Annotated in this window: 20 protein-coding genes; all 20 read right to left on the bottom strand. The window is 62.0% G+C overall.

Annotation, left to right across the window (positions count from 1 at the left end):
* Window positions 1–9 precede the first annotated feature (9 nt).
* Window positions 10–744 carry an amino acid ABC transporter ATP-binding protein gene (locus K5E37_RS09225; protein WP_085608399.1) on the bottom strand — a complete coding sequence of 245 codons (735 nt, stop codon included), beginning with the start codon at window positions 742–744 and terminating at the stop codon, window positions 10–12.
* Window positions 737–1,696, bottom strand: a complete 960-nt coding sequence (locus K5E37_RS09220) for an amino acid ABC transporter permease (protein ID WP_007952431.1) — start codon at window positions 1,694–1,696, stop codon at window positions 737–739. The genes K5E37_RS09225 and K5E37_RS09220 overlap by 8 nt, the downstream gene beginning before the upstream one ends.
* 141 nt (window positions 1,697–1,837) lie before the next feature.
* A complete protein-coding gene (locus tag K5E37_RS09215; RefSeq protein WP_039772466.1) occupies window positions 1,838–2,635 on the bottom strand; it encodes a transporter substrate-binding domain-containing protein in 798 nt (265 codons plus the stop codon).
* A 247-nt stretch (window positions 2,636–2,882) separates the two neighbouring features.
* Window positions 2,883–5,453 (bottom strand): glucans biosynthesis glucosyltransferase MdoH, encoded by a 2,571-nt coding sequence (gene mdoH / locus K5E37_RS09210; RefSeq protein WP_085608397.1) that lies wholly within the window; start codon window positions 5,451–5,453, stop codon window positions 2,883–2,885.
* Window positions 5,446–7,260 (bottom strand): glucan biosynthesis protein G, encoded by a 1,815-nt coding sequence (locus K5E37_RS09205; protein WP_085608516.1) that lies wholly within the window; start codon window positions 7,258–7,260, stop codon window positions 5,446–5,448. The genes mdoH and K5E37_RS09205 overlap by 8 nt, the downstream gene beginning before the upstream one ends.
* A gap of 321 nt (window positions 7,261–7,581) precedes the next feature.
* The gene (gene dtd / locus K5E37_RS09200; protein ID WP_064592873.1) at window positions 7,582–8,019 is read right to left on the bottom strand and encodes a D-aminoacyl-tRNA deacylase; all 438 of its coding nucleotides are present in this window, start codon (window positions 8,017–8,019) and stop codon (window positions 7,582–7,584) included.
* The gene (gene pip / locus K5E37_RS09195) at window positions 8,016–8,987 is read right to left on the bottom strand and encodes a prolyl aminopeptidase (protein ID WP_007952436.1); all 972 of its coding nucleotides are present in this window, start codon (window positions 8,985–8,987) and stop codon (window positions 8,016–8,018) included. The genes dtd and pip overlap by 4 nt, the downstream gene beginning before the upstream one ends.
* A 104-nt stretch (window positions 8,988–9,091) precedes the next feature.
* Complete coding sequence (locus K5E37_RS09190) at window positions 9,092–10,009, bottom strand: alpha/beta hydrolase (protein WP_221533645.1); 918 nt, start codon at window positions 10,007–10,009, stop codon at window positions 9,092–9,094.
* Complete coding sequence (locus K5E37_RS09185) at window positions 10,009–10,956, bottom strand: choline ABC transporter substrate-binding protein (RefSeq protein WP_085608394.1); 948 nt, start codon at window positions 10,954–10,956, stop codon at window positions 10,009–10,011. The genes K5E37_RS09190 and K5E37_RS09185 overlap by 1 nt, the downstream gene beginning before the upstream one ends.
* A 277-nt stretch (window positions 10,957–11,233) precedes the next feature.
* A complete protein-coding gene (gene hutG, locus K5E37_RS09180) occupies window positions 11,234–12,037 on the bottom strand; it encodes an N-formylglutamate deformylase (protein ID WP_221533644.1) in 804 nt (267 codons plus the stop codon).
* A 10-nt stretch (window positions 12,038–12,047) separates the two neighbouring features.
* Window positions 12,048–13,253: an imidazolonepropionase gene (gene hutI, locus K5E37_RS09175; protein WP_221533643.1), complete on the bottom strand. Its 1,206-nt coding sequence runs from the start codon at window positions 13,251–13,253 to the stop codon at window positions 12,048–12,050.
* A 59-nt stretch (window positions 13,254–13,312) separates the two neighbouring features.
* Complete coding sequence (hutH, locus tag K5E37_RS09170) at window positions 13,313–14,845, bottom strand: histidine ammonia-lyase (protein WP_127796658.1); 1,533 nt, start codon at window positions 14,843–14,845, stop codon at window positions 13,313–13,315.
* Between the two features lie 117 nt (window positions 14,846–14,962).
* On the bottom strand, window positions 14,963–16,486 hold the full coding sequence (hutH, locus tag K5E37_RS09165) for a histidine ammonia-lyase (RefSeq protein ID WP_221533642.1): 1,524 nt from the start codon (window positions 16,484–16,486) through the stop codon (window positions 14,963–14,965).
* 166 nt (window positions 16,487–16,652) lie between these two features.
* Window positions 16,653–17,483 (bottom strand): glycine betaine/L-proline ABC transporter ATP-binding protein, encoded by an 831-nt coding sequence (locus tag K5E37_RS09160; RefSeq protein WP_052266509.1) that lies wholly within the window; start codon window positions 17,481–17,483, stop codon window positions 16,653–16,655.
* Entirely contained in the window at window positions 17,480–18,331 is an 852-nt protein-coding gene (locus K5E37_RS09155) for a proline/glycine betaine ABC transporter permease (protein WP_007952475.1), read from the bottom strand. The genes K5E37_RS09160 and K5E37_RS09155 overlap by 4 nt, the downstream gene beginning before the upstream one ends.
* Window positions 18,332–18,415: 84 nt before the next feature.
* The gene (locus K5E37_RS09150) at window positions 18,416–19,384 is read right to left on the bottom strand and encodes an ABC transporter substrate-binding protein (protein WP_007952476.1); all 969 of its coding nucleotides are present in this window, start codon (window positions 19,382–19,384) and stop codon (window positions 18,416–18,418) included.
* 70 nt (window positions 19,385–19,454) lie between these two features.
* Window positions 19,455–20,927, bottom strand: a complete 1,473-nt coding sequence (locus K5E37_RS09145; RefSeq protein WP_221533641.1) for a cytosine permease — start codon at window positions 20,925–20,927, stop codon at window positions 19,455–19,457.
* A gap of 163 nt (window positions 20,928–21,090) precedes the next feature.
* Entirely contained in the window at window positions 21,091–22,773 is a 1,683-nt protein-coding gene (hutU, locus tag K5E37_RS09140) for a urocanate hydratase (protein WP_221533640.1), read from the bottom strand.
* A gap of 420 nt (window positions 22,774–23,193) precedes the next feature.
* On the bottom strand, window positions 23,194–23,763 hold the full coding sequence (locus tag K5E37_RS09135) for a HutD family protein (RefSeq protein WP_221533639.1): 570 nt from the start codon (window positions 23,761–23,763) through the stop codon (window positions 23,194–23,196).
* A partial coding sequence (locus K5E37_RS09130; RefSeq protein WP_221533638.1) for a UTRA domain-containing protein occupies window positions 23,760–24,141 on the bottom strand: 382 nt, incomplete at its 5' end. The genes K5E37_RS09130 and K5E37_RS09135, both read right to left, overlap by 4 nt.

The raw sequence follows: 24,141 nt of genomic DNA, 5'->3' as shown, positions 1-24,141 counted from the left end.
GCCCTGCGTTTAGAGGACTTGCCGCAGGAACGCCTGGGCTCGCGGGTCCTTCGGTGCATCGAAGAACTCTGACGGCGAGGCGTCTTCCAGCAGTTTGCCGTGATCGAAGAACAGTACCCGATCCGCCACTTCCCGGGCGAAGCCCATTTCGTGGGTCACGCAGACCATCGTCATGCCTTCCACGGCCAGGTTCTTCATCACGTCCAGCACTTCGCCGACCATTTCCGGGTCGAGGGCCGAGGTCGGTTCGTCGAACAGCATGACCTTGGGGTCCATCGCCAGAGCCCGGGCAATCGCCACGCGCTGCTGCTGACCGCCGGACAGGCGCGATGGATATTCGCGGGCCTTCTGGGCGATGCCGACCTTCTCCAGCAATGCCAGAGCCTTGGCCTCGCTTTCCTTCTGGCCGCGCTTGCGCACGACTTTCTGCGCCAGGCACAGGTTTTCCAGCACGGTCATGTGCGGGAACAGATTGAAATGCTGGAACACCATGCCGACTTCGCGGCGGTAGGCGTTGACGTCGGTTTTCGGGTCGGCCAGTTGCAGGCCGTCGATGCTCACCGAGCCGGAATCGAATTCTTCCAGACCATTGAGGCAACGCAGGAACGTCGACTTGCCGGAACCGGACGGGCCGATCACCACCAGCACTTCACCCTTGGCGACGGACGTGCTGACGTTATCCACCGCGCGCACCACTTGCCCACGGGTGTCGAAGACTTTTACCAGATCGCGGACTTCAATCACTTTGCGCGAGCCTCCGCTCAAGCCGGCTGGCGATTTTCGACAGCGGCAGGTTGATCAACAGGTATAGGCCGGCGACGCAGAACAGGATCTCGAACGGCGAGAACGACGTGGTGATGACTTCACGACCGCTTTTCAGCAGCTCGGTGATGGCGATCACCGACACCAGCGAGGTGTCTTTGACCAGACTGATGAACTGCCCGGCCAACGGTGGCAGCACGCGCTTGAACGCTTGCGGCAGCACCACATGACGCATCGACTGGCCGGCGCTCAGACCCAGCGAACGCGCCGCTTCGTTCTGGCCACGAGCAATCGACTGGACGCCGGAACGGATGATTTCCGCCACGTAGGCGCCGGTGAACAGCGACAGCGCGGCGATCCCGGCGAATTCCCGGGACAGGTTCATCACCGTGCCGATGAAGAAATAGAAAATGAAGATCTGCACCAGCAGCGGCGTGCCGCGCACCAGTTCGACATAAATCGTCGACAGGTCGCGCAGGGTCGGGTTGCTCGACAGCCGGCACAGCCCGGTGGCCAGACCGATCAGCAAGCCCAGCACGCCGGACACCACCGACAGCCAAAGCGTGGTCCACAGGCCCCACAACAGTGGACCTGCCGCCCAATGCCGCGTCACGCCCACGACGTCGCCTTCGGCCACATCGTCGCCCTGAGCGAATTGCAGGCTGTTTTCGTCGACGGTCAGGTGCTGCTCGTCACCGGCATCGTTGCGCAGAGTGACCTGCGCGCTGCCGCCCTTGCGCACCAGTTCGCTGACGGTGGAAATGTCGGTCGCGCGCTGGGTTTCCTCGGCCTGATAGGCGAAGTACTGCGGCACACGATTCCAGCGCCATTCATAGGACATCAGCGACGTGGCGTAATACAGCGCGCCGGCCAGGCCGACCAGCACCAGCACGGTCAGGACGTGCCAGGGCCATTGGGCTTTTTTCTGTTTCATTGAATGTTTCTCTGATTCGCTCGTTCCCACGCTCTGCGTGGGAATGCATCCTGTGACGCTCTGCGTCACGCTTGCGAAGGGACGCGGAGCGTCCCGGGCGGCGTTCCCACGCAGAGCGTGGGAACGATCGGCGAGCGGGTGTTATTCCATGTCCTTGAGCCACTCGGTGCTCTTGAACCACTTGTCATGGATGCGATCGTAGGTGCCGTCTTCGTGGATCTGGTGCAGGAAGTTGTTGATGAAGTTGATGCTGTCGTAGTCACCCTTCTTCAGACCGAAGGCCAGCGGCTCGTAGGTGAACGGCTTGTCGAGGAACACCAGTTTGCCGGCGCCGACCTTGTTCACTGCAACGACGTTGTACGGCGCGTCGTAGATGAAGGCGTCAGCCTTGCCGTTGACCACGTCGAGCACGGCTTCCTGCTCGTTGTCGTAGCCGTGGTACTTGGCCTTGGAGATCAGCTTCTTGGCGACCATCTCGCCGGTGGTGCCGAGCTTGGAGGTGATGCGGTAGTCGGCGGTGTTCAGGTCTTTATAGGACTTGATGGTGCCTTCCAGCTCTTTACGGATCAGCAGGGTCTGGCCGACCACGATGAACGGTTCGCTGAAGTTCAGGCGCAGGTTGCGTTCCTGGGTCAGGGTCATGCCACTGCCGATCATGTCGAACTTGTCGGTCATCAACGCCGGGATGATCCCGTCGTAACCGGTGGAGACCAGCTCCAGCTTGACGCCCATGGCCTTGGTCATGGCTTTGAGGATGTCGACTTCGAAACCGATGATTTCGCCGCGCTTGTTGGTCATTTCGAACGGCATGTAGGTCGGATCCATACCGACTTTCAACGAGCCGCGCTTGACCGCGTCATCGATTGCGCCGGCCTGCGCCGCATTGACTGCAACCAGTGCCGTGACGCCGACCAGCAGCATCGACAGATACTTCTTCATCTTCAAGTCCCCAAAACCATTGCGTTTGCGGCGCGAAAACCGACAGAAATGGACAAGATTGTCCGGGTGCGCCAATTCGGGGACGGATGCTAACGCACTCGTCCGTTTGCACAAGGTTTTTTGATCGGTTGGTGCCGGATGGGACGCAGAGCGTCCCGGGCTGCATTCCCACGCAGAGCGTGGGAACGAGTGATCCGCGACGGTAATCGGCAGGCAAAAAAAACCCCGCTTTCGCGGGGTTTCTTCATCAGGCCGGTTGCGCCTGCAAGCTCACCGGCTTGAGCGGCAGCAGCGGTGCATGAGGGTCGGCTTTCACCGAAGCCCGCCATGCATCCAGCCACTCGGCGTGACCTTCGGCCCACACCTGCTCGTGCAGACGGGCCAGGGCCACCGGGTCGCTCAGCAGTTGCAGGCGATCATGGTTGTTCAGCCCGGCCGGGCCGACCTTGATCGCGTGACGCACACGTTCCTGGCGCAGCCATTCGATCGGCTCGGCCTCACCGTGACGCGAGGTCGCCAGCGAGCACGCCAGGGCGTTCTGCTGTGGATCGACCACGGCGCGGACAAAGCCGTCGTTCAGCGCGTGCCAGCGGTTTTCGTGGGTGTACTGATCGGTGGCCAGCAGCGCCTGTGGCGGATTGTATTCCTCGGGGATGAGGAACAGGCTCTCGTCACGGGATTTGAGGCCCAGACCGACGCGGCTGGAAATCACCGACACCGGAATCGACAGCATCAGCGAACCGACGATCGGCACCAGCCACCACAGGAAGCTTGGGTTCAGCCAGATCACCAGCAACGCCCAGAAGAAGCCCAGCAGGGTCTGCGGACCGTGACGCTTGACCGCTTCGCTCCATGGCGTCGAGTCGTCGTCACGCTGCGGCGAGTTCCAGGTCGCGGCCCAGCCGAGGAACGCGGCCAGAACGAAACGGGTGTGGAAAATCATCCGCACCGGCGCCAGCAGCATGGAGAACAACATCTCCAGCAGCATCGACAGGGTCACCTTGAACTTGCCGCCGAACTCTTTCGCGCCCTTGGCCCAGATCAGGATGATGCTCAACAGCTTCGGCAGGAACAGCAGCACGATGGTCGTCGAGAACAGCGCGATCGCCTTGTCCGGGTGCCATTGTGGCCACAGCGGATAGAGCTGACGCGGTTCGAGGAAGTACTGCGGCTCCATCAGCGTGTTCACCGCCAGCAGCGCGGTCGACAGCACCAGGAAGAAGAACCACAACGGCGCCGACAGGTAAGACATCACGCCGGTCAGGAACACCGCGCGGTGCACCGGGTGCATGCCTTTTACCAGGAACAGACGGAAGTTCATCAGGTTGCCGTGGCACCAGCGACGGTCACGCTTGAGCTCGTCGAGCAGGTTCGGCGGCAGTTCTTCGTAGCTGCCCGGCAGATCGTAGGCAATCCACACGCCCCAGCCGGCACGGCGCATCAGCGCAGCTTCAACGAAGTCGTGAGAGAGAATCGCACCGGAGAACGCACCCTTGCCCGGCAACGGCGCCAGGGCGCAGTGGTCGATGAACGGCTTCATGCGGATGATCGCGTTGTGACCCCAGTAGTGGGATTCACCCAGCTGCCAGAAGTGCAGGCCGGCGGTGAACAGCGGACCGTAAACGCGGGTGGCGAACTGCTGCATGCGGGCATACAGCGTGTCCATGCCCGAAGCACGCGGCGCGGTCTGGATGATGCCGGCGTCCGGAGTGGCCTCCATCAGGCGTACCAGACTGGTCAGGCACTCGCCGCTCATGACCGAGTCGGCGTCGAGTACGACCATGTACTTGTAGTCACCGCCCCAGCGACGGCAGAAGTCATCGAGGTTGCCGCTCTTGCGTTTGACGCGGCGGCGACGGCGGCGATAGAAGATCTTGCCGAAACCCTTGGCTTCGCGGCAGACGTCCAGCCAGGCCTGCTGCTCGGCAACGCAGATGTCGGTGTCGTTACTGTCACTGAGGACGAAGAAGTCGAAACGGTCCAGGTCACCGGTAGCGGCGACCGACTCGAACGTCGCGCGCAGACCGGCGAACACCCGAGGCACGTCTTCGTTGCAGATCGGCATCACCAGTGCGGTGCGCGCATCCTTCGGAATCGGCTCGTTACCGGCACTTTTACCGGAGATCCGGTATTTATCGTGGCCGGTGAGCAATTCGAGGAAGCCCATCAGCGCGGTCCAGAAACCGGCCGACACCCAGCAGAACAGAATCCCGAACATGATCAGGATGCTGGTCTGCAGCGCATACGGCAGCACTTGCGTGGCGGTTTGCAGCAGCGGTTGATGCAGGACTTCTTCCAGATCGACGAACGACCAGCCCTGGTACGGCATGATGCCTTTCATGTACCAGCCGGCGACGATGGTCTGACCCAGCATCAGCACCAGCAGAATGTAGCGACGGATCGAACCGACCGTGCGCCAGCGCGCCGCCGGCAGCACGTTGGCGTCCTTCGGCGGTTGCGGCGGGTTGGTCCGGCCGGTCAGGCGGCGCCAGCCACGCACCAGAATGTTGGTGCGCCACGGCTCCGGCACGACCTTGGTCCGACGGATCGGCGGCGTGGCCTTCATGCTGACCCGGCCGCTGGCGTCGAGCACCAGCATTTCCGCGTCTTGCAGCTCTTCGGCGGTGCTCAGGGTCAGGCGCTTGCCCACCGAAGCCTGGGCGGCTTCGGTCGGAGCGTCAAAGGTCTTGGACGACAGGCGTTCATGCAATTCGCTGAAGGACTGGCAGCCCGCGAGTTCCGCGCGCTGCTCGTCGGTCATCGGCAGATGCGCCAGGTACTCGGACAGAGTCTCTGGCTGTACTTGAGAGTTACTCATCGGCAGGCAACTGATAGCTCCAGGTCTCGGTCAGGACTTCTTCAGTCGGTGCCGATTCCGGTGTGGCTGGGGCCGCGTCCGCAGCGGCTGGCTGCTTGGCGTCTTTGTTGGCCTTGTCCTTGGCATCTGCAACCGGCTTGGCGTCGGCCTGTTTGGCCTCGGCGGCCTTGGCTTCCTTGTCGGCTTTCTCTTGTTGCTTGGCGGCAACCTTGTCGGCTTTGGCTACCGACGAGTTGGACGTCGGCACCGAAGACTTGGCCAGATCAGCGGTCACCACTGGCTGAACCAGAGCCGCGCGCATCTCGGTGGACTTGCTCGCGTCCTTGATCTTCATCCGCAGGGTCAGGCGCCAGCCCTTGGTTTCAGGGTTGTAGCGCACGCTGTTCTCGACCAGCTCGGCGTTGTCGCCAACGCTGACCTGGCTGCGAACGTCCGCATCCGGGGCCAAAGCGGCCAGAGACGGGCCTTCGAAGTCGACCAGGTAGGCAACGCTGCCATCCGGCTGACGGATCAGGTTCGATTGCTTGACGTCACCCGTGGAGCGCAGGGTCTGGTTGACCCAGGCGCTGTCCGGCGCGTGCAGTGCGGCTTCGTCGATGGTCCAGTGCATGCGGTAGGCGAAGTCCAGCGGCTGGCCAGGCTCCGGCAGTTTTTCCGGGCTCCAGAACGCAACGATGTTGTCGTTGGTTTCGTCGGCGGTCGGGATCTCGACCAGATCTACGGTGCCTTTGCCCCAGTCGCCCTTCGGCTCGATCCAGGCGCTTGGGCGCTTGTCGTAGCGGTCGTCGAGGTCTTCGTAGTGGCTGAAGTCACGGCCACGTTGCAGCAGACCGAAACCACGCGGGTTCTCGACGCTGAACTGGCTGACAGCCAAATGTTTAGGGTTGTTCAGCGGACGCCAGATCCACTCGCCGTTGCCGGCATGGATCGACAGACCGCTGGAGTCGTGCAGTTCACGACGGTAGTTGAGCACTTTCGACGGCTGGTTGGCGCCGAACAGGAACATGCTGGTCAGCGGCGCGATGCCGAGCTTGCCGACCTTGTCACGCAGGTACATCTGGCCCTTGACGTCGACAATGGTGTCGCTGCCCGGACGCAGGATCAGACGGTAGGCGCCGGTCGCACGTGGCGAATCCAGCAGGGCGAAGATCACCAGGTGCTTGTCACCCGGCTTCGGCTGCTGAATCCAGAACTCGCGAAAACGCGGGAATTCTTCGCCGGACGGCAAAGCGGTGTCGATTGCCAGACCACGGGCCGACAGACCGTAGGTGTGACCCTTGCCGACGACGCGGAAGTAGCTCGCGCCCAGCATGGTCATGATTTCGTCTTGCTTGTCAGCCTTGTTGATCGGGTACAGCACACGGAAACCGGCATAGCCCAGTTGTTCGGTGGCCTTCGGATCGAACTGCAGGTCGCCGAAATCGAAACGGCTCGGATCGTATTTGATCTCTTCGACGGTGTTCGCGGTGATTTCGTTGATTTTCACCGGCGTATCGAAGTGCATGCCCTGGTGATAGAAGGACAGCTTGAACGGGTTCTTCTGGTCGGCCCATTCGGCTTTTTCGGTGCGGAAACGAATCTTCTGATAGTCCGCGAATTTCATTTCACGGAATTCGTTCGGCAGGTTGCTGCGCGGGGCTTCGAACTTCTGCCCGGCCAGCTCTTTGGCCTTGGCCGACACATCGTCAAGATTGAATGCCCAAAGCTGGCCGGCGCTGAGCAGGCAGAGTACTGCCGAGCCCGCTACCAGAGCGCTGCGCAAGCGTTTGGCAGACAATTTTGCTGCATTACAGGGACTAACAATCACGAGCAACCCTCGCCGAAAACAGATCAATAAACCAACGGCCAGATGAAGTGCCTGTGAGGGATTCGGTACAAAAGAACCGACCTTTCAGGGCACCCTTGCCAAGTTGGCGAGCATTGTTCCGACTCCGCTGGGTCAAAATGATTCCCCAATCGGATCCGGACAAGTCTCTACCTAAGTCAAAATGGACCAACGAACGCTGATCCCCGTAGCGCGCGATTATCTAGTAGCCCGCGTGACAACGCATCAGGGGTAACAAAGTATTTATCGCGAAAATTCCCTGTTTTCAGTCGAAAAGCCCTTAAAAAGATGTTTCAAGCGCTTTCATGTCTGTAACAGGAAGGTTACCGGGCCATCGTTGACCAGGTGCACCTGCATATCCGCGCCGAATCTACCTGATGCCACTGTGCCATGCATCTGTTTCGCTTTGCTTAATAGATAGTCGAATAATTCTTCACCCAGCGCCGGAGGGGCGGCGGTCGAGAAACTCGGGCGCAACCCGCTTTTGGTGTCGGCAGCGAGGGTGAACTGAGAGACCAGCAGCAACCCGCCGCCCACATCCGCCAGGGACAGATTCATCTTGCCCTCCGCGTCACTGAACACTCGATAGTTAAGCAGCTTATGCAGAAGTTTGTCGGCGCTGGCCGGCGTGTCGTCGGGTTCGACCGCCACCAGCACCAATAAACCCTGATCGACACTGCCGACCACCTCGCCCGCCACTTCGACCCGCGCGCCTTTCACGCGCTGCAAAAGACCCTTCATGCTTCTTCGGGCGGCAGGTCGAGCAGACGACGGGCCATTTTGCTGGCGGCGCGCACCAGTGCATCGGTGATGCCCGGTTCGGACGCGGCGTGGCCTGCATCGCGGATCACCTGCAGCTCGCTGTTCGGCCAGGCCTGATGCAGTTCCCAGGCGTTGTCGAGCGGGCAGATCACGTCGTAGCGGCCGTGGATGATCACGCCCGGCAGATGGGCGATCTTGCCCATGTCGCGGATCAGCTGGTTTGGCTCAAGGAACGCATTGTTGGTGAAGTAGTGGCATTCGATCCGCGCGATCGACAAGGCGCGCTGCGGCTCGGAGAAGCGGTCGACCACCAGCGGATTCGGACGCAGGGTCGCGGTGCGCCCTTCCCAGGTCGACCAGGCCTTGGCCGCGTGCATCTGGGCGATCTGGTCGTTGCCGGTCAGGCGTTTGTGGAAAGCGCTGAGCAGGTCGTCGCGCTCGTCCAGCGGAATCGGCGCGAGGTAGTCCTGCCAGTAATCGGGGAACAGACGGCTGGCGCCAGCCTGGTAGAACCATTCGATTTCCTGCGGACGGCAGAGAAAGATCCCGCGCAGGATGAGACCATGCACGCGCTCCGGGTGGGTCTGCGCGTATGCCAGCGCCAGGGTCGACCCCCAGGAACCGCCGAACAGCACCCATTTGTCGATGCCCAGGTGTTTGCGGATGCGCTCGAGGTCTTCGACCAGATCCCAGGTGGTGTTGTTTTCCAGGCTCGCGTGGGGCGTGGAACGACCGCAACCGCGCTGGTCGAAGGTGACAATGCGATAAAGGTTCGGATCGAAGTAGCGGCGACTCTGGGCGTCGCACCCGGCGCCGGGACCTCCGTGGATGAACACCACCGGCAAACCTTCCGGTGAACCGCTTTCGTCGACGTACAGTGTATGGGTGTCATCGACGGCCAGATCGTGCCGTGCGTGAGGTTTGATCTGCGGAAACAAAGTCTGCATTGCGCGCTCCGTAAGGGGTCGAGGTCATCCCTGGGGGGACTTCTATTATTCTGCCGTCCGGCATCATAAACCCGATTTACGTCAATGAGCATGCCCGCACGCTGTCACAATTTGTCAGCCATGAACCCCAGGAGGTTTTCGTAGAGACGATCGACCTCGGCGACCTGATGCCGCGCCCGCAGGCAGCCGTGAACCAGCCCTTTGCCGTAATACAGCGCCGCGTCGACGCCCGCTGCGTTAAGCCGTTCGGCGTAGCACACGCCGTCGTCACGCAGCGGATCGAACTGCGCCACGGCGATCCAGGCCGGGGGCAACCCGCTGAAGTCCCCGGCCAGCAACGGCATCGCATAAGCGCTCGGCTTCGCGGTGCCGCGCAGGTACAAGGCGTGATAGCAATCGACATCGCTGCTGGCGAGCAACGGCGCATCGGCGCATTCGCTGCGTGACGCCAACTGCTCGTCGCCTCCCAGCCCCGGATAGATCAAGACCTGCGCGCCCGGCAGCGGCTCGCCGGCATCGCGTAGCGCCAGGCACAGCGCCGCCGCCAGATTGCCGCCGGCGCTGTCGCCCGCCACCAGCATCCGCCCGGGATCGAACCAGAACGGCCCGCTGCGCAAAGCGCGCCAGACGCTCAGGCAATCCTCGAAACCGGCCGGGAACGGATGCTCCGGCGCCAGCCGGTAATCCACCGCCACCACCATTGCCCCGAGCGCCATCGCCATCTCGCAGCAGATGAAGTCATGGGAATCCAGCCCGCCGACCACCCAACCGCCGCCGTGCAGATACAACACGCACGGCCAGCCACTGGCCGATGGCCGGACGGGCGGGCGATACGAACGCACCGCCACCCCGCTCAACTGGAAATCTACCACCTCCAGCCCCACCGGCCGTTCGGGCGTGAAGGCGCGGCACATGTCGTCATAGGATTTGCGCAATCCGCCGAGGCTGCTGTCATCGCTGGCAAAGCTTTCGGTGCTGGCGACGAACGCCGCCATCGACGGCGAGAGTGGATAAGTGCCCATCAGTTTTTCAGGCTGGCCTGAACCGTGGCCACGCCGTCCTTTCCGTCAAAACTGCTGACACCCGCCAGCCAACGCTGCAGATCTTCGGGATGTTCACGCAGCCAGGTTTTCGCCACTTCCTGCGGTGTCTTGCGCTCCATGATCGGCACCATCAACTGGCTTTCCTGAGCGGCGGTGAAGGTCAGGTTTTCCAGCAGTCGATGGACGTTCGGGCAGCGCTCGGCGTAGTCCGGCGCGGTGACGGTGGAAACGGTGGCGGCGCCTTCGTTGGGGCCGTAGACGTCTTCGCTGCCGGTCAGGTAGGTGATCTTCATGTTGATGTTCATCGGGTGCGGGGTCCAGCCGACGAATACCACGAACTCTTTGCGGTTCACCGCTCGCTGCACGGCGGCGAGCATGCCGGCCTCACCGGATTCGATGATCTTGAAATCCTTCAGGCCGAAGTGGTTGGTTTCGATCATGGTCTTGATCGTGGTGTTGGCGCCGCTGCCGGGCTCGATGCCGTAAATCTTGCCGCCGAGCTGATCCTTGAATTTTGCAATGTCGCCGAAGGTTTTCAGCCCTGCCGCCGCGACGTAGTCCGGCACTGCCAGCGTCGCCTGTGCGTCGGCCAGGCTTGGCTTGTCCATGACCTTGACCTGATTGGCGGCGAGGAACGGTGCGATGTTCTTGTCCATCGCCGGTTTCCAGTAACCGAGGAAGATATCGAGGCGCTTGTCGCGGATGCCGGCGAAGATGATTTGCTGCACGGCGCTGGTCTGTTTGCTTTCGTAGCCGAGGCCGTTGAGCAACACGTCGGCCATGCCGCTGGTGGCGATCACGTCGGTCCAGTTGACCACGCCCATGCGCACGGTTTTGCAGGATGCATCGTCGGAAGCCATGGCGCCGGCGCTGAGCAGCGCACTGCCGGTAAGAATTAACGCACAACGAGTGAACAGTCTTTTCATGTGGGATCGTCTCGTGCGGCAGCGGGTTATTGTTCGGATCGGTGTCTTCTTGCACCGTGGCCGAAACATTACGCAGCAGACGAGCGGGAAAAGCGAACTGTGGCGACCGGGATTTGCACAGTGGCGACTGTTTGAGGGCGCCCCCCAGATCGCTCACTCACCGCAGATCGTTCCCACGCTCTGCGTGGGAATGCCTCAAGGGACGCTCCGCGTCCAGTGACGCGGAGCGTCACGGGCTGCATTCCCACGCGGAGCGTGGGAACGATCAGACAATCAGTTAGGCTGTATAGCGGGATTTGCCCCAGGCGAGCAGCCCTTCCAGCAGCTCCTTCAGCACCACCCGCGTCGGCTCCGCCAGATCGGCGCGGTAGCGGAACGGTTCGAACTCTTCCATATACGTGCACTGGCCCAATTCCAGTTGCACGGCGTGGATGTTCTCGGCCGGGTTGCCGTAGTGACGGGTAATGTGGCCGCCCTTGAAGCGTCCGTTCAGCACATGGCTGTAAGCGTCGTGGCGTGCACAGATCGCTTCCAGTTGCGTGGCCAGTTGTGGATCGCAGCTGGCGCCGTTGAAGGTGCCGAGGTTGAAGTCCGGCAGCTTGCCGTCGAACAGGTGCGGGATGATCGAACGGATCGAATGCGCATCGAACAGCAGCGCGTAACCGAACTCGGCCTTCAGCCGCGCCAGCTCTTCCTGCAGGGTGCGGTGGTACGGCGTCCAGATCTGCTCCAGGTATGTCGCACGTTCTTCTTTCGACGGCTCCTGCCCGTCCTTGAACAACGGAATGCCATCGAACAGCGTCGCCGGGTACAGACCGGTGGTGGCGCCGGCGTAGAGCGGTTTGTCGTCGGACGGCCGGTTCAGGTCGATGACGAATCGCGAGTATTCGGCCGCCAGCGTGCTGGCGCCCAGTTCGGCGGCGAAATCGTAGAGCTGCGGAATGTGCCAGTCGGTGTCCGGCAGGCTTTTCGCGTCCGCGATCAACCCGGCCTCGACCGCCGGGGTCAGGCGCACACCGGCGTGGGGCATGCTGATCAGCAGCGGCACGCGACCTTGTTTGAAGTTCAGAACCTTATCCACAACCGCTCTCCTACAGACTTGATTCAACGCCGTGACGCACGACGCGTTTGTCCAGTTCACCACCCAGCCAGTACGCCAGGTCCGCCGGGCGATCGATCTGCCAGGCGACAAAATCCGCGACCTTTCCGGCTTCCAGTGAGCCGTGGGTATGAGCCATGCCCAAAGCTTGCGCCGCGTGAATCGTGGCGCCGGCCAAGGCTTCTTCCGGGGTCATGCGGAAACAGGTGCAGGCCATGTTCAGCATCAAACGCGACGACAGCGCCGGCGAGGTGCCGGGGTTGAGGTCGCTGGCGATGGCGATTTTCACTTTGTGTTTGCGCAGGGCTTCCATCGGCGGCAACTGGGTTTCGCGCAGGAAGTAGAACGCGCCCGGCAACAGCACCGCGACGGTGTCGGACTCGGCCATGGCGATGGCGTCGGCTTCATCCATGAACTCCAGGTGATCGGCGGACAACGCGTGGTAACGCGCGGCGAGGCTGGAACCGTGCAATGACGACAATTGTTCGGCGTGCAGCTTCACCGGCAGCCCGAGTTTTTGCGCGGCGATGAACACCCGCTCGACTTGTTCCGGGGAGAACGCCAGGTATTCGCAGAACGCATCCACCGCATCCACCAGGCCTTCGGCGGCCAGCGCGGGAAGCATCTCGGCGCAGATGTGATCGATGTAATCGTCGGCGCGGTCCTTGTATTCCGGCGGCAAGGCGTGAGCGGCCAGGCAGGTGCTGCGCACGCTGATCGGCAGCTCGGCGGCGAGGCGACGGATGACCCGCAAAATCTTGCGCTCGCTGGCCAGATCGAGGCCGTAGCCGGATTTCATTTCGACCGTGGTCACGCCGTCACGCATCAGGCTTTTCAGGCGTTTGGCGGCGCTGGCGAACAGCTCGTCTTCCGAGGCTTCACGGGTGGCGCGCACGGTGCTGGCGATGCCGCCACCGGCTGCTGCGATCTCGGCGTAGCTGACGCCTTGCAGGCGCTTCTCGAATTCGCCGCTGCGGTTGCCGCCGAACACGGTGTGGGTGTGGCAGTCGATCAGGCCGGGGGTGACCCACGCGCCTTGCAGGTCATTGACCGCCGGGTATTCGCCTGACGGCAATTGGCTGCGCGGGCCGATCCACTCGATGAGTGCACCGGACGTCACGATGGCCGCATCCTCGATGATCGAGTAGACGCCTTGCGCCATGGTTGCGACGTGGCAGTGTTGCCAGAGGGTTTTCATCCCAAGTCCTCGTCTTGTGATCGTTCCCACGCGGAGCGTGGGAACGATCAGTGGTGGGGTTAAAGGCTCGGCAGCAGTTTCGCCGGAACCAGTTCAGTCAGAACCCGCGAAGCCAGCAACTCGGTCGCCGCATTGATATCCGGCGCGAAGAAGCGGTCCTTCTCGTAGAACGGAACTTCGCGACGCAGAATCCCCCGAGCCTGTTCCAGCTTGGCCGAAGTCTTCAGGCCGTTGCGCAGGTCCAGACCCTGCACCGCCGCCAGCCATTCCACCGCGAGAATCCCGCGCGTGTTCTCGGCCATTTCCCACAAGCGCTTGCCGGCAGCCGGTGCCATCGACACGTGGTCTTCCTGGTTGGCGGAGGTCGGCAGGCTGTCCACCGAATGCGGATGGGACAGCGCCTTGTTTTCGCTGGCCAGGGCCGCAGCGGTCACCTGGGCGATCATGAAGCCGGAGTTCACGCCGCCATTGGCCACCAGGAACGGCGGCAGTTGCGACATGTGTTTGTCCATCATCAGCGAGATACGGCGCTCGCTGAGGGAGCCGATTTCGGCAATGGCCAGGGCCATGTTGTCAGCGGCCATGGCCACTGGTTCGGCGTGGAAGTTGCCGCCGGAGATCACGTCGCCTTCGGCCGCGAACACCAGCGGGTTGTCGGATACGGCGTTGGCTTCGACAGCCAGCACTTCGGCGGCCTGGCGGAACTGGGTCAGGCACGCGCCCATGACTTGCGGCTGACAACGCAGCGAGTACGGGTCCTGAACCTTTTCGCAGTTCTGGTGCGAGTCGGAGACTTCGCTGCGCTCGCCCAGCAGATCGCGGTAAGCGGCAGCGGCGTCGATCTGGCCTTTCTGGCCACGAGCAGCGTGGATGCGTGCGTCGAACGGCGAGCGCGAACCGAGCACCGCTTCCACCGTCAGACCGCCCAGCGCCAGTGCGCCGGCGAACAGGTCTTCACCTTCGAACAGACCACGCAACGCGAATGCGGTGGAAACCTGAGTACCGTTGAGCAGCGCCAGACCTTCTTTCGCCGCCAGGGTCAGCGGGGTCAGACCGGCGACTTTCAGCGCTTCGGTCGCTTCCATCCACTCGCCCTTGTAGCGCGCCTTGCCCTCGCCCAACAGCACCAGCGACATGTGCGCCAAAGGCGCGAGGTCACCGGAGGCACCGACCGATCCTTTCAATGGAATGTGCGGATAGACCTCGGCGTTGATCAGGGCGATCAGCGCATCGATCACCACGCGACGAATACCGGAGAAACCACGGCTGAGACTGTTGACCTTGAGCACCATGATCAGACGCACCAGCTCATCGCTGATCGGCTGGCCGACGCCGGCGGCGTGGGACAGCACCAGCGAGCGCTGGAGGTTTTCCAGGTCTTCGCTGGCGATGCGGGTCGAGGCCAGCAGGCCGAAACCGGTGTTAATGCCGTAGGCGGTGCGGTTTTCCGCGAGGATCTGCTCGACGCAGGCCACGCTGGCTTCGATCTGCGCGCTGGCGCTGTTGTCGAGGGTCAGCTTGACCGGGTTCTGATAAACGTCACGCAGTTGGGCCAGGCTCAGTTGGCCGGGGATCAGGTTCAGCGCAGTCATTTAAATGCTCCTTTTGAGGCATTGTTATTAACTACCAGTCGCTCCGGAGCATTCCGTTATCCGTCGCCTCTCGTCTTTTGGACGATCCGCGCCTTGGCACGCTGGTATGGGTAGTTGTCAGTGCAAATTCGGTAATGCGTTGTGCAGCAGATCCGTGTCTTTCAGAACGCATGCAGCTGCGGCGATATCCGGCGCCAGCCAGCGGTCCTGATCGTAGGCCGGGACTTTTTCGCGCAGCAGTCGCCAGGCGGTATCGGTGCCCGCGCCGAAGCGCTGCTCCTTGAGGAATTCAAACGCCTGGGCCGCCAGCAGGTACTCGATGGCGAGGATCTGCGTGCAGTTTTCCAGCGCGCGGTGCAGCTTCAGCGCGGCGTTGGTGCCCATGCTCAGATGGTCTTCCTGCAAGCCCGAGGTGACGTAGTTGTCGAGTACCGCCGGCTGCGCCAACTGGCGGTTTTCCGCGCACAGCGAAGCGGCGACGTATTGCACGATCATCATCCCGGAGTTCACCCCCGGATTGGCCACCAGAAACGCCGGCAGACCGCTGACGTGCGGGTTGATCAAACGGTCCAGACGCCGCTCGGCAATCGAGCCGATTTCGGCCATTGCAATCGCCAGCAAATCCGCCGCCAGCGCCACCGATTGACCGTGCGGGTTGGCCTGGGACATCACCCGGAAGTCATCCGGCGTGCCCAGCAGCAACGGGTTGTCGGTGCAGCCGTTAAGTTCGGTTTCGATCTGCTTGATCGCGTGTTCCAGTTGATCGCGCGCAGCACCGTGCACCTGCGGGATCGAGCGGATGCTCAAGGCATCCTGCGTGCGAATGCCTTTGCTGGCGGCGATCACTTCGCTGCCATCGAGCAAGGCGCGCAGATTGACGCCCACCTGCTGCATGCCCGGATGCGGCTTGAGCGCGATGATCTCGGCATCGAACGCGGCGATCTGGCCGCGCTGGGCTTCAAAGCTCATTGCGCCGATCACGTCGGCCCATTGCACCAGACGCGTGGCGTCGGCAATCGCCAGGCAACCGAGGCCGGTCATGCACGGCGTACCGTTGACCAGGCACAGGCCGTCCTTCGCCCCGAGCTGAACCGGTTGCAGACCCTCTTCGGCCAGCGCCTGCTGCGCGGACACCACTTGCCCGCGATAGCTGACATTGCCCACGCCCAGCAGCGCGATGCCGATGTGCGCCATGTGGGTCAGGTAACCCACCGAGCCCTGCGACGGCACTTGCGGGGTGATGCCGCGATTGAGCAGCGCCAGCAGCGCTTCGACCACTCGGCGATGAATGCCGGATTTGCCGTGGCTGTAGTTGCGGATCGCAGCGCACATGATTGCCCGGGTCTGCTCGTCGGCCAGTACCGGGCCGACGCCGCAGGCATGGCTGAGCAAGGTGTTGCGCGACAGCTGACTGAGCTGCTCGTCTTTCAGCGAAACGTTGCACAGCGCACCGAGACCGGTGTTCACGCCATAGGCGCGTTCGCCGCTGGCGACGATGCGCTGGACGATGCCCTGCGCGTTTTCAATGCGCGCCCAGGTCTGCGCCGACAGCTCGAGCTGCGCGCCGTGACGGGCGACTGCGACCACATCCTGCCAACGCATCGGAGCGTCGGCGATAACGATTTTTTCAGCCTGGGACATCTAAAACCTCTTGGACTTGATCGTTCCCATGCTCTGCGTGGGAATGCCGCTTGGGACGCTCCGCGTCCCGCTCTCAACGCAAGACTGGAGTCCTGCGCAATGGTGACGCGGAGCGTCACGGGATGCATTCCCACGCAGAGCGTGGGAACGAGCCTGCCGTAAACCTTTAAACCACCGCCGCCCGCCGCTGCACGAAGCGGTCGACATACTCGTCCGCCGGCGAATGCAGGATCTCTTTCGGCGTGCCGACCTGGATCAGGCGGCCGTCCTTGAGGATCGCGATGCGGTTGCCGATGCGCACGGCCTCGTCGAGGTCGTGGGTGATGAAGACGATGGTCTTGTGCAGGGTCTTTTGCAGCTCCAGCAACTGGTCCTGCATCTCGGCACGGATCAGCGGATCCAGCGCACTGAACGCTTCGTCCATCAGGATGATGTCGGTGTCCGCCGCCAGGGCGCGGGCCAGGCCCACACGCTGGCGCATGCCGCCGGAGAGCTGGTGCGGGTATTTGTTTTCGTAGCCCTTGAGGCCCACGGTGTTGATCCAGTGCAGCGCGCGTTCGGCGCACAGCTGCTTGCTCTCGCCGCGTACTTTCAGGCCATAGGCGACGTTGTCGAGCACGGTCTTGTGCGGCAGCAGGCCGAAGCTCTGGAACACCATGCTGATCTTGTGCCGGCGAAATTCGCGCAGGGCTTCCATGTCGTATTGCAGGATGTCCACACCGTCCACCAGGATTGCGCCACTGGTCGGGTCGATCAGGCGGTTGAAGTGGCGCACCAGGGTCGACTTGCCGGAGCCGGACAGGCCCATGATCACGAAGATCTCGCCGGTACCGATGCTCAGGGACAAGTCATTGACCCCGACCACGCAACCGGTTTCGTTCAGCACCTGATCCTTGGTCTTGCCCTGGCCGACCATCGCCAGGGCGTCCTTGGCGCGGTTGCCGAAAATCTTGAAGACGTTTTTGACTTCGATCTTGCTCACGGTTGCGTTGCTCATTTGCTCACCTCATGCCGTGGCCGACCATACGCCTGGGTAATGCGGTCGATGACCACTGCGAGAATCACGATCGCCAGACCGGCTTCAAGACCGCGTCCGACGTTGAGGGTCTGAATGCCCACCAGCACATCTTCACCCAGGCCACGGGCGCCGATCATCGAGGCGATCACCACCATCGACAGGGCCATCATGGTGGTCTGGTTGATCCCGGCCATGATGCTCGGCAGGGCCAGCGGCAGTTGCACGCCGAACAGTTGCTGCCAGCGGTTGGCGCCGAAGGCGTTGATGGCTTCCATCACTTCGCCGTCGACCTGGCGGATGCCCAGATCGGTCAGGCGGATCAGCGGCGGTGCGGCGTAGATCACGGTGGCGAAAATCGCCGGCACCTTGCCCAGGCCGAACAGCATCAGCACCGGAATCAGGTACACGAAGCTCGGCATGGTCTGCATGATGTCGAGCAGCGGCATCAGCACCGAACGCAGGCGATTGCTGCGCGCCGAGAGAATCCCCAGCGGTACGCCGATCAGCACCGAAATGACCGTCGCCACCATCATCAGCGCGAGGGTCTGCATCAACTTGTCCCACAGACCGACAGCGCCGACCAGGAACAACAGACCGACGATCACCGCGGTGGTCACGACCTTGCGCGTGGCGTGCCAGGCCACGACGCCAACGATGGCCAGCATCAACCACCACGGTGCGGCGCGCAGCAAGCCTTCAAGATTGACGATGGCCCACAGCAGGGTGTCGGAGATATGGCGGAACACATCGCCGTAGTTGGTGACCAGTGCATCGACCCAACCGTTGACCCAGTCGGCGATGGAAAAGGTAAAGCTTTCGGGAAACATAAGCGGCTCTCAATCAGGAAACTCAATCAAGCGATTGCGGCGAACACCCCGGCCAGCCTCTCGGTTGGCCGGGAGGAATTCGACCTACAGCGCCGCGTCGATTTTCTTGGCAGCGTCTTCACTCACCCACGCATGCCAGACCTCAGGATGTTCCTTGAGGAAGATTTTCGCCAGTTTTGGCGACTCGATACGTTCCTTCGCCATGCGGCCCAGGTTCTGGTTCAGCAGGTCGATCGGCAGGTTGACCTTTTCCAGCACGGCCACCAGTTCCGGCGCTTGCTCGTGGAAGGTTTTGGACAGACCGACCTTGATGGTCACGGTCTTGTCGACGCCCGCTTTTTCTTCCAGTTTCACCGCGTCGATCTGGCCCATCAGCGGGGTTGGCGACCAGTAGTAGAACAGGATCGGCTCGCCACGCTTGTAGCTCGACAGCACGGCCGCATCCAGCGCTGGACCTGTGCCCGGACGGAAGTTGGTGTAGCTGTTTTCCAGGCCGTAGCTTTTCAGCATTTCGCTGTTGTCCAGCTCGCAGGTCCAGCCGGCCGGGCAGTTGTAGAAGCGGCCCTTGGAAGGCTCTTCGGCGTCCTTGAAGACGGCGGCGTATTTGCCCAGGTCGGCGATGTTTTTCAGGTCAGGCGCCTTGGCTTCCAGCTTGCGCTTGGCGTCGCCTTCGATCACGTAGCGCGGCACGTACCAGCCTTCGATCGCACCCACCACCGGCGCCCCGACACCGACGACCTTGCCGGCCTTCTCGGCCTTGTTCCAGACCTCGCTGCGGCCGACCCATTCTTCGGCGAATATCTGGATGTCGTTGCTGCTCAGGGCGTTTTCCATGGTGATGGAGTTGCCCGGCAGGCTGTCGGTCTTGCAGTCGTAACCTTTCTCCAGCACCACCTGCAGAACGTCGGTCAGCAGCATGCCGCTTTCCCAGTTCAGGCCGGCGAATTTCACCGGTTTGCCGGACTCGCACCAGCCGGCTGCCTGGGTCGCGCCGGCGCTGGCCAGCAGGCCCATGGAAAGCAATGTGGTCAGCAGGGTCTTGTTCGATTTCATTGTTGTGACGCTCCTAATCATGAATTGGCTTACGGCAGTCAAGAGGCATCCAGCCCTGTCCACGTCCAAATCAGGCCTGCGCCGCAGCGCGACCGGCCCCGCTTGTTTTAGGTTGTACAACGCTGTCCTGCTCGACGGGCAGAATCAGTCGATCGGGTACGGTGCCGTGCCATTTTTTCGCGCAGACGTAGTACAGCGCTGCGGGCAGCACGAGACCGATGATCCAGGAAATATCCACATCCCCCAGGGCCGCTACCAATGGACCGGTATAGAACTTGGTGGAAATGAACGGCAGTTGCACCAGCACCCCGAACACATAAACGCTGATACCGAGGAGGTTCCAGCGGCCGTAGCGACCGTTCGGATCCGCCAGCGCCGGTACGTCATAGCGCTCGCGGGTGATGCAGTAGTAGTCCACCAGGTTGATCGCGCTCCACGGCGTGAAGAACGCCAGCAGGAACAGGATGAAGGACTTGAACGCACCGAGGAACGAGTGCTGGCCAAGCAGCGCGATCAGGGTCGCCGCGCCGACGATCACCAGTACGAACACCAGACGCTGCATGCGCGAAACCTGCAAGTTGCCACGGAAGCCGCTGATGATGGTCGCGATGCACATGAAGCTGCCGTAGGAGTTCAGGGTGGAGATGGTGACCTTGCCGAACGCGATGCTGAAATACAGCAGCGCGGCGGTGGCACCGGTCCCGCCCAGACCGACGATGTAAGCGACTTCATGACCGGCGAATTGCCCGTTGGCCGAAGCGGCCGCGAACACACCGAGGATCATCGCGACCTGTGCGCCAATCACCGAACCGGCACCGGCGGCGAAGAAGGTTTTCACCGAAGACACCTTGCTCGGCAGGTAACGCGAGTAGTCCGCCACGTACGGGCCGAAAGCGATCTGCCAGGAGGCCGCGAGCGACACCGCCAGCAGGAAACTGCTCCAGCTGAAGTGACGGATTTCCAGAAGTGCACCGACGTCCACCTGACTCATCAGACGGCTGAACAGGTACACGAAAGCAATCACGCCAATGACACTGGCGATGCGGCCGATCCAGTGAATCACCCGATAGCCAAGTACCGTGACCACGACGATGACGCTGGCGAAAAGCAGGATGCCAACGGTGTCGCTGACCCCGAACAACTGGCCCAGCGCCTGACCGGACAACACGGTCCCGGTGGCGGTGAAGCCCAGGTACATCAGGCACACCAGCACGATCGGAATCGCCGCGCCGTAGACGCCGAACTGCACCCGGCTGGAAATCATCTGCGGCAGGCCAAGCTTCGGCCCTTGCGCCGCGTGCAGCGCCATCACCCCGCCGCCCAGCAGTTGACCGATCAGCAGACCGATCAACGACCAGAACACATCGCCGCCCAGCACCACGGCCAGGGCCCCGGTGACAATCGCGGTGATTTGCAGGTTGGCACCCATCCACAGGGTGAACTGACTGAACAGACGACCGTGTCTTTCCGCTTCCGGGATGTAGTCGATCGAACGCCTTTCGATCAACGGTTTACTGCCTGCACGATCGGTGTTGCCCGCCATGATTCAACCTCTGTGGATTGTTTTAATTGTTCACTAAGCTTCTGTAGGACCGCTTTTCTGTGGGAGCGAGCTTGATCGCGAAAGCGATTTGTCAGTCAGCACAGATACTGAATGTGCCGGCCTCTTCGCGAGCAAGCTCGCTCCCACATAAAGCCAAAGCCTTTTATTTGCCGGTGATCATCGGCAGGTTCAGCCCTTGTTCCTTGGCGCAGTCGATGGCGATCTGGTAACCGGCATCGGCGTGACGCATGACGCCGGTGCCCGGGTCGTTGTGCAGGACGCGAGCGATACGCTCGGCCGCTTCGTCAGTACCGTCGCAGACAATCACCATGCCCGAGTGCTGGGAGAAGCCCATGCCGACGCCGCCGCCGTGGTGCAGGGACACCCAGGTCGCACCGCTCGCGGTGTTCAACAGAGCATTGAGCAGCGGCCAGTCGGAGACTGCATCGGAGCCATCCTGCATCGATTCGGTTTCACGGTTCGGGCTGGAGACCGAGCCGGAGTCGAGGTGGTCGCGACCGATCACGATCGGAGCCGACAGCTCGCCGCTGCGGACCATTTCGTTGAACGCCAGACCGAGCTTGGCGCGCAGGCCCAGGCCGACCCAGCAGATACGCGCCGGCAGACCCTGGAAGCTGATGCGCTCGCGCGCCATGTCCAGCCAGTTGTGCAGGTGGGCGTCGTCCGGGATCAGTTCTTTGACTTTGGCGTCGGTCTTGTAGATGTCCTGCGGATCACCGGACAGCGCAGCCCAGCGGAACGGGCCGATGCCACGGCAGAACAGCGGACGGATGTAGGCCGGTACGAAGCCCGGGAAATCGAATGCGTTTTCGACGCCTTCTTCCTGAGCCATCTGACGGATGTTGTTGCCGTAGTCGAAGGTCGGCACGCCCATTTTCTGGAAGTCGAGCATGGCTTTGACGTGAACGGCCATCGATTGCTTGGCGGCCTTGACCACAGCGGCTGGCTCGGTCTTGGCGCGAGCGCGGTATTCGTCCCAGGTCCAGCCGGCCGGCAGGTAACCGTTGAGCGGGTCGTGGGCGCTGGTCTGGTCGGTGACCATGTCCGGGCGCACGCCGCGACGGACCAGTTCCGGGAGGATTTCAGCCGCGTTACCCAGCAGCGCGATGGAGATCGCCTTGCCTTCTTTGGTGTATTTGGCGATGCGGGCCAGGGCGTCGTCGAGGTCAGTGGCTTGCTCATCGACATAACGGCTTTTCAGGCGGAAATCGATGCTGACCTGCTGGCATTCGATGTTCAGCGAGCAGGCACCGGCGAGGGTCGCGGCCAGTGGCTGGGCGCCGCCCATGCCGCCGAGGCCGGCGGTCAGTACCCACTTGCCGGTGAGGTTGTCGTTATAGTGCTGGCGACCGGCTTCAACGAAGGTTTCGTAGGTGCCCTGGACGATGCCCTGGCTGCCGATGTAGATCCAGCTGCCGGCGGTCATCTGGCCGTACATGGCCAGGCCTTTGGCGTCGAGTTCGTTGAAGTGTTCCCAGGTCGCCCAGTGTGGCACCAGGTTGGAGTTGGCGATCAGTACGCGCGGGGCGTTGCTGTGGGTCTTGAACACGCCGACCGGCTTGCCCGATTGCACCAGCAGGGTTTCGTCTTCGTTGAGGTTGGTCAGGCTCTCGACGATCTTGTCGTAGCATTCCCAGTTACGCGCAGCGCGACCGATGCCACCGTAAACCACCAGCTCTTTCGGGTTCTCGGCGACTTCCGGGTCGAGGTTGTTCATCAGCATGCGCAGCGGCGCTTCGGTCAGCCAGCTCTTGGCGGTCAGCTTGTTGCCGCGGGCGGCACGGATTTCGACGTCACGAAACTTAGTGGTTTTGTTGTCAGTCACGAAAAAGACTCCTCAGCGATCAATTCAAACCAACCCTGGCAGTGGGCAAGCAGCCTGTGCGCATCAGTGCGCGACAAGCGAATCAGTGGACGCTGCGGAGAGTCTCGATCGACTCATACGCATACGTCTTTACTTGTACATACAAGCATATGCAATCGAGCGGCCAACTTGTTGGAGGGTCGTTCAACAAAAATCCCGGACAGGGCTGGAGAACGCCTGAATCAAGGGCTCTGGCGTTCATGAAATTTTTCGCGGGGTGGATTGAGGGCAGCGAGCGGTTGTTACGAAAGCGTGGTTTTGCGCCACGCTGGGGCGTTCGGTAACAAGTTGGTGCGCATTTCGGGAACGTCGGGACGAAAAAAAACCGCTGCTTTCAAAGCAGCGGTTTTTGATCGTTCCCACGCAGAGCGTGTGAAGGAATCAGCGTGGGGACAGTTCGATCACGCAGCAGCCGGCATTGACGGCGATCTCGGTCAAACCGGTGTTACCGCCCAGTTGCAGGCAGTCATGACGGCCGAGTTGCGACGCACTGTCACCGACCGTGACCTCCAGCAATTCGCTGACGCTGAAGACCAGCACGGTGCTTGCCGAACTGAAAAACCGCTGTTCGCCGTCCAGCCATTGCAGGCGTGCGCTGTAACGCTGGGGCGAGTAGATCAGGTTGAAGTCGCGGATTGCGCCGCCGAGCAAGGTGCAGGACACCTGGCTTTCGCCGCTGAAGGCAAACGGGTCGAGGGGTAACAACGGCCGGGTATCGTCGCCGTCGACACACAGGGTCATGCCGTCGCCCTGCAATACCGTGATGACCCGCTGGTAACCGGCGAAGGTCGAAAAGCCGCCGGATTCGGCAATGTCGGCAATCGACAGGCGCCAGCCAAAACCGTCGAGGCCGGCGCCGGTGTCACGGGTGATTTCCTCGGTGCTGCCGCCGCCGTTTTTCCACGGCATGCGCGGGTAGCCTTCGGCGCGTAATACCTTTAACTCTTTCATTTATGAAACCGACCTTCCAGACGATGACGGGAACCGGGGTGAATCAGGCGCGCCGCCGTCACCGGCTGACGACCCGACCACGTACGCCGGCGGATCAACAGGCAAGGCTCGCCTTTTTCGATCTGCAGCAATTTGCATTCGGACGCTTCGGCGAGGATCGCTTCGACCACGTGCTCGCCTTCGGTCAACGGGGCGACCTGGTTCAGATAGGCGTAAGGCGTCTGCAGGGTGAAGTCCTGCTTGAGGTATTCCGGGGCGACCAGCGCGTTGACGAAGCGGTCTTCGATCTGCACCGGAATGTCGTTTTCGTAATGCACGATCAGCGAGTGAAAGACCTTCTGACCTTCGCGCATGTCCAGCGCCAGCGCGCGCTCGGAA

The organism is Pseudomonas sp. RIT778 (assembly GCF_019718735.1).
Classification (GTDB): domain Bacteria; phylum Pseudomonadota; class Gammaproteobacteria; order Pseudomonadales; family Pseudomonadaceae; genus Aquipseudomonas; species Aquipseudomonas aphyarum.
This window is presented reverse-complemented; position numbering and strand designations above follow the sequence as displayed.

Bases quoted from the DNA above. Each gene is read 5' to 3' on its own strand.
- K5E37_RS09160 (WP_052266509.1), bottom strand. From the start codon at position 17,483: ATGAGCAACGCAACCGTGAGCAAGATCGAAGTCAAAAACGTCTTCAAG.
- K5E37_RS09215 (WP_039772466.1), bottom strand. From the start codon at position 2,635: ATGAAGAAGTATCTGTCGATGCTGCTGGTCGGCGTCACGGCACTGGTT.
- mdoH (WP_085608397.1), bottom strand. From the start codon at position 5,453: ATGAGTAACTCTCAAGTACAGCCAGAGACTCTGTCCGAGTACCTGGCG.
- hutI (WP_221533643.1), bottom strand. From the start codon at position 13,253: ATGAAAACCCTCTGGCAACACTGCCACGTCGCAACCATGGCGCAAGGC.
- dtd (WP_064592873.1), bottom strand. From the start codon at position 8,019: ATGAAGGGTCTTTTGCAGCGCGTGAAAGGCGCGCGGGTCGAAGTGGCG.
- K5E37_RS09190 (WP_221533645.1), bottom strand. From the start codon at position 10,009: ATGGGCACTTATCCACTCTCGCCGTCGATGGCGGCGTTCGTCGCCAGC.
- K5E37_RS09155 (WP_007952475.1), bottom strand. From the start codon at position 18,331: ATGTTTCCCGAAAGCTTTACCTTTTCCATCGCCGACTGGGTCAACGGT.
- hutH (WP_127796658.1), bottom strand. From the start codon at position 14,845: ATGACTGCGCTGAACCTGATCCCCGGCCAACTGAGCCTGGCCCAACTG.
- hutH (WP_221533642.1), bottom strand. From the start codon at position 16,486: ATGTCCCAGGCTGAAAAAATCGTTATCGCCGACGCTCCGATGCGTTGG.
- pip (WP_007952436.1), bottom strand. From the start codon at position 8,987: ATGCAGACTTTGTTTCCGCAGATCAAACCTCACGCACGGCACGATCTG.
- K5E37_RS09185 (WP_085608394.1), bottom strand. From the start codon at position 10,956: ATGAAAAGACTGTTCACTCGTTGTGCGTTAATTCTTACCGGCAGTGCG.
- K5E37_RS09135 (WP_221533639.1), bottom strand. From the start codon at position 23,763: ATGAAAGAGTTAAAGGTATTACGCGCCGAAGGCTACCCGCGCATGCCG.
- K5E37_RS09150 (WP_007952476.1), bottom strand. From the start codon at position 19,384: ATGAAATCGAACAAGACCCTGCTGACCACATTGCTTTCCATGGGCCTG.
- K5E37_RS09145 (WP_221533641.1), bottom strand. From the start codon at position 20,927: ATGGCGGGCAACACCGATCGTGCAGGCAGTAAACCGTTGATCGAAAGG.
- K5E37_RS09220 (WP_007952431.1), bottom strand. From the start codon at position 1,696: ATGAAACAGAAAAAAGCCCAATGGCCCTGGCACGTCCTGACCGTGCTG.